3 protein-coding genes are annotated in these 3,422 nt (G+C 38.1%); all 3 read right to left on the reverse strand.

Features of this window, described 5'->3' with window-relative positions:
• On the reverse strand, window positions 1-1,096 hold a 1,096-nt coding region (locus ACMJ0U_RS05275), incomplete at its 3' end, for a glycosyl hydrolase family 8 (RefSeq protein ID WP_417128647.1).
• A gap of 24 nt (window positions 1,097-1,120) precedes the next feature.
• Window positions 1,121-1,285: a carbohydrate-binding protein gene (locus ACMJ0U_RS05280; RefSeq protein WP_417128649.1), complete on the reverse strand. Its 165-nt coding sequence runs from the start codon at window positions 1,283-1,285 to the stop codon at window positions 1,121-1,123.
• A gap of 30 nt (window positions 1,286-1,315) precedes the next feature.
• A complete protein-coding gene (locus ACMJ0U_RS05285) occupies window positions 1,316-3,277 on the reverse strand; it encodes a glycoside hydrolase family 97 protein (protein ID WP_417128650.1) in 1,962 nt (653 codons plus the stop codon).
• Window positions 3,278-3,422 lie beyond the last annotated feature (145 nt).

Genomic DNA, 3,422 nt, shown 5'->3' on the forward strand with positions numbered 1-3,422 from the left:
TTAGAGTCTTATCTTTTAAAGCAAAGGCACCAACAGCATTAGCACCTGCCATACCAGCCGAATATTCTCCAGTTGGATTATTACCGTTCAAATCAAACTGTCCATGTTTAAAACCATCCGATTCAAAAAAACTCAATAAACGTTCCATCATATCAGATTGGTTAACCTTATCCTTTCCAAACAGATAGTAATCCATCCCCACATTCATTGCACAACGTATTGCATCGTACTGATAACGCTTCGCATCATAGTCTTTTTTCCAATCAGGTTGATGTGGAGTACCATCAAAACATGAGTAATCAGGAAAAAGCCCAGTTATAGGATGTGAAGCTTTGACTAATAATTTTCGTGCAGCATCAGGAGTCTTACCCCAAAAGTTTTTATTTGAATTACTCCATAAAGCCCATAATTCAAAAAAAGCAGGCAAGTTATATGAAGGGTCAGTAAAGTTCCACATTTCTCCTTTAGGAACAAAGGTTATTAAAAAAGAATCTGTATTAAACATATTGCGTATTTCTCCTTTATCTCCTTTTGACATAATATCAAAAAGAATCTTCTGCCCCTCCTTTTCATAATTTATTTCTCCATTATTTCCCCACCTGTGTGAAGCAAAAAACAAAGATGTAATAAAATATACTTCTCCATCAGTAGCGCAACTAGGTTCCACTCCTATTTTGCTGCCATCAGTATTACATTGCCATGCAAAATAACCTTGCCACTTACCTGACTTATAATGCATATTCTTTTTAACCCATCTCCAAATACGGTCAAATTCCGTACGTCTATCCATCTGTACACTTATCATCATCCCATAAGACATGCCTTCAGTACGTACATCATTATTTCCTGTATCCAATATATATGCGGTTGTATCAGAATCTTCAAAATAAACTTTGGTTATAGGATTTACAAAAAAATGATTCCATATATCACCCATTCTCTTGTCAGTTTCTCCATCTGATATACCTAAATATTCTTTAAACAGATTTTTATATACACCTGTATAGAATGAGCCATCTTTAAATGTTGTAGCTGTACATTCCATATGCCCCAATATACTAACTATAAAAAACAAAACACTACATATATTTTTCATAATTCATTAATCTAAAAAAATCCATCAATTAGAAAACTCACACCAGTCAAGATTAAATAGTTTGCATCCTTTGTGTTCACAACATACAAAGTATACATCATGAATTCCAATAACAGTAGTCTTAATTTCACTGTCAAAAGTCTTCCACCCTTCCCATCCACCAGTTGTTAAGAATGTTGACTTCTGCAATCATACTTCCATCATTCCAATATTAACAATTTATTTCCGAGTAATCATTACACCTCCGTTTCTAGGAACTGAAAGGTTCATTATCTGTTTCTTACTGATAACTTTTTCCTTTACAGAACCTATCAGTTTATCGTTATCTTCGTACAGATAAACGACTTCTCCCGCAGCAAACAATGAAGATACATCTATTTTCAATTTAATAGTTTCATCCTGTGCATTAATTCCTGCCACGTACCATTTACCAGCATGTTTACGTGCCATCACAATATATTTTCCAGGATAACCGTCTATAAACTTCACCTCATCCCAAGTAGTAGGCACTTTTTTCATGAAATCCACGGCCCAAGCTGGAGCGTCAGTCAGGTTATTAGGTGCCAATGCAAAATGCTGCACCGGACTCTGAAACAATACTGCCGTAGCCAATGCAAACACATCGGACGTAACTCTCATCCGTCCCCCCGGTTCATTTTTCTCATTATAATATTTGTTCAAAGTACTTCCTCCGAAATCCATACTCCCAATCGTATTACGAACAAACGGATGGATACATGCATTGAATGCTTCTGCATCGCAGCTTCCCTGAGAGAAATTCATGTTTTCACTGGCCAATACCGCTTCACTGGCCGCATAATTAGGATACATACGTTCCCATCCACGCGGAATGGTACATCCATGAAAAATAACCAACAGTCCATAATCGTTTGCGTCAGCTAAAATGTCTTCATAAAGCTGCATGGTGACCTGCTTGTCACTACCTATGAAATCGACCTTAATACCTTTGATACCTATACGTTGCATCCATTTCATTTCTTTCCGACGCTCAATGATATTACTCATTTTTCCACGAGGTCCTTGAGGGGCATCATTCCAGTATCCATTGGAGTTATACCACAAATATAGCCCTACATTCTTCTGTTTGGCGTAGGCAGCCAGCTCTTCTATCTTATCATAACCTACCTGTGTATCCCAAAGCGCATCTACCAGCACCGTACGATATCCCATAGCTGCACAAAAATCTACATAACGCTTTTGGTCATCCATATTCATACTGGCATCTCCGGCAATAATCCAGCTCCAAGTTCCACAACCGTATTCTGCGGTATAGTCTTTCGACGGTTCATATAACGGCTCTACCACATCAAACGGTACAGTTGTTTCTACAATAGGAGCCAGTGTAGAACCCAAGGTTATAGTACGCCAAGGAGTCTTACCCGGCAATGCAATTCCCGGAGAAATCGTGCCATTACCGTTAAATTCACCTTCCTGCGGAAAACCAATGGTATACAACCCATCTTCATGCCCCATCAAACGACTACCGCAATAATAACTGTTTACTCCAGTTTCAGAAATTAAAATCCAACCTTTATCTGAATTTTTAAACAAGCAAGGGAATGTATATCCTTCTCCCCAACCATTTTTTCCCATCGTATCATCTACTGTATATGGAGTTTCATAGCTGGGAGAAGTTCTGGCGAAACCACCCATCGGTCCGCTTTGTGGACATAAGAAAGTAGTCGTACCTTCCGGCATGACAAACCCCGTAGTTTCCTGCTGTATCACACAGCACAAAATATCCTTCTTAGGATAAACGGTATATCTAAAGGCCACGTCATTATTACTTACCCGAAATTCCACATCAAAAGCAGTTCTCCCTTCTTTTGTAAATGGAACGACTACTGATTCAGCCGCATACTCCACCTTACTTTTTTTTATGTTCGGTAAACGGTAGTTCTTCCGGATAGAGGTCTCCTTGATTTCACTACCGAGTGATAAAGAAGATGTAAAATCACCAATAGTAGTCTTCATACCCAACGGAGATTTCTCAATAAAAGTTACTCCATCATAGAATACCTGATAAGAAGGAATTCCACCTTCATCTGACACTACTACCTTCAAACGTCCATCAGGACTCAGCACCTCTTTTTCACTTGCATATAAACTTGTCATACAAATCATCGCAGTAAACGATGACAATAATACACGTTTTATCATAGACATTAGTTTTATTGTTTATGTTTCCCTTTTAGTGCAGATAAGACGACTAAAAGGAAAACATAATATTACACATCATTCTGTAAGCAGGCGCAACATAAAGATTCCACCAGCCACACTAGTTTTCTCATTATTCTTTAATCAG

The sequence above is a fragment of the Phocaeicola sp. genome, from assembly GCF_048170425.1.
Classification (GTDB): domain Bacteria; phylum Bacteroidota; class Bacteroidia; order Bacteroidales; family Bacteroidaceae; genus Phocaeicola.

Coding starts and splice junctions, on each gene's coding strand:
- ACMJ0U_RS05285 (WP_417128650.1), bottom strand. CDS start 3,277: ATGATAAAACGTGTATTATTGTCATCGTTTACTGCGATGATTTGTATG.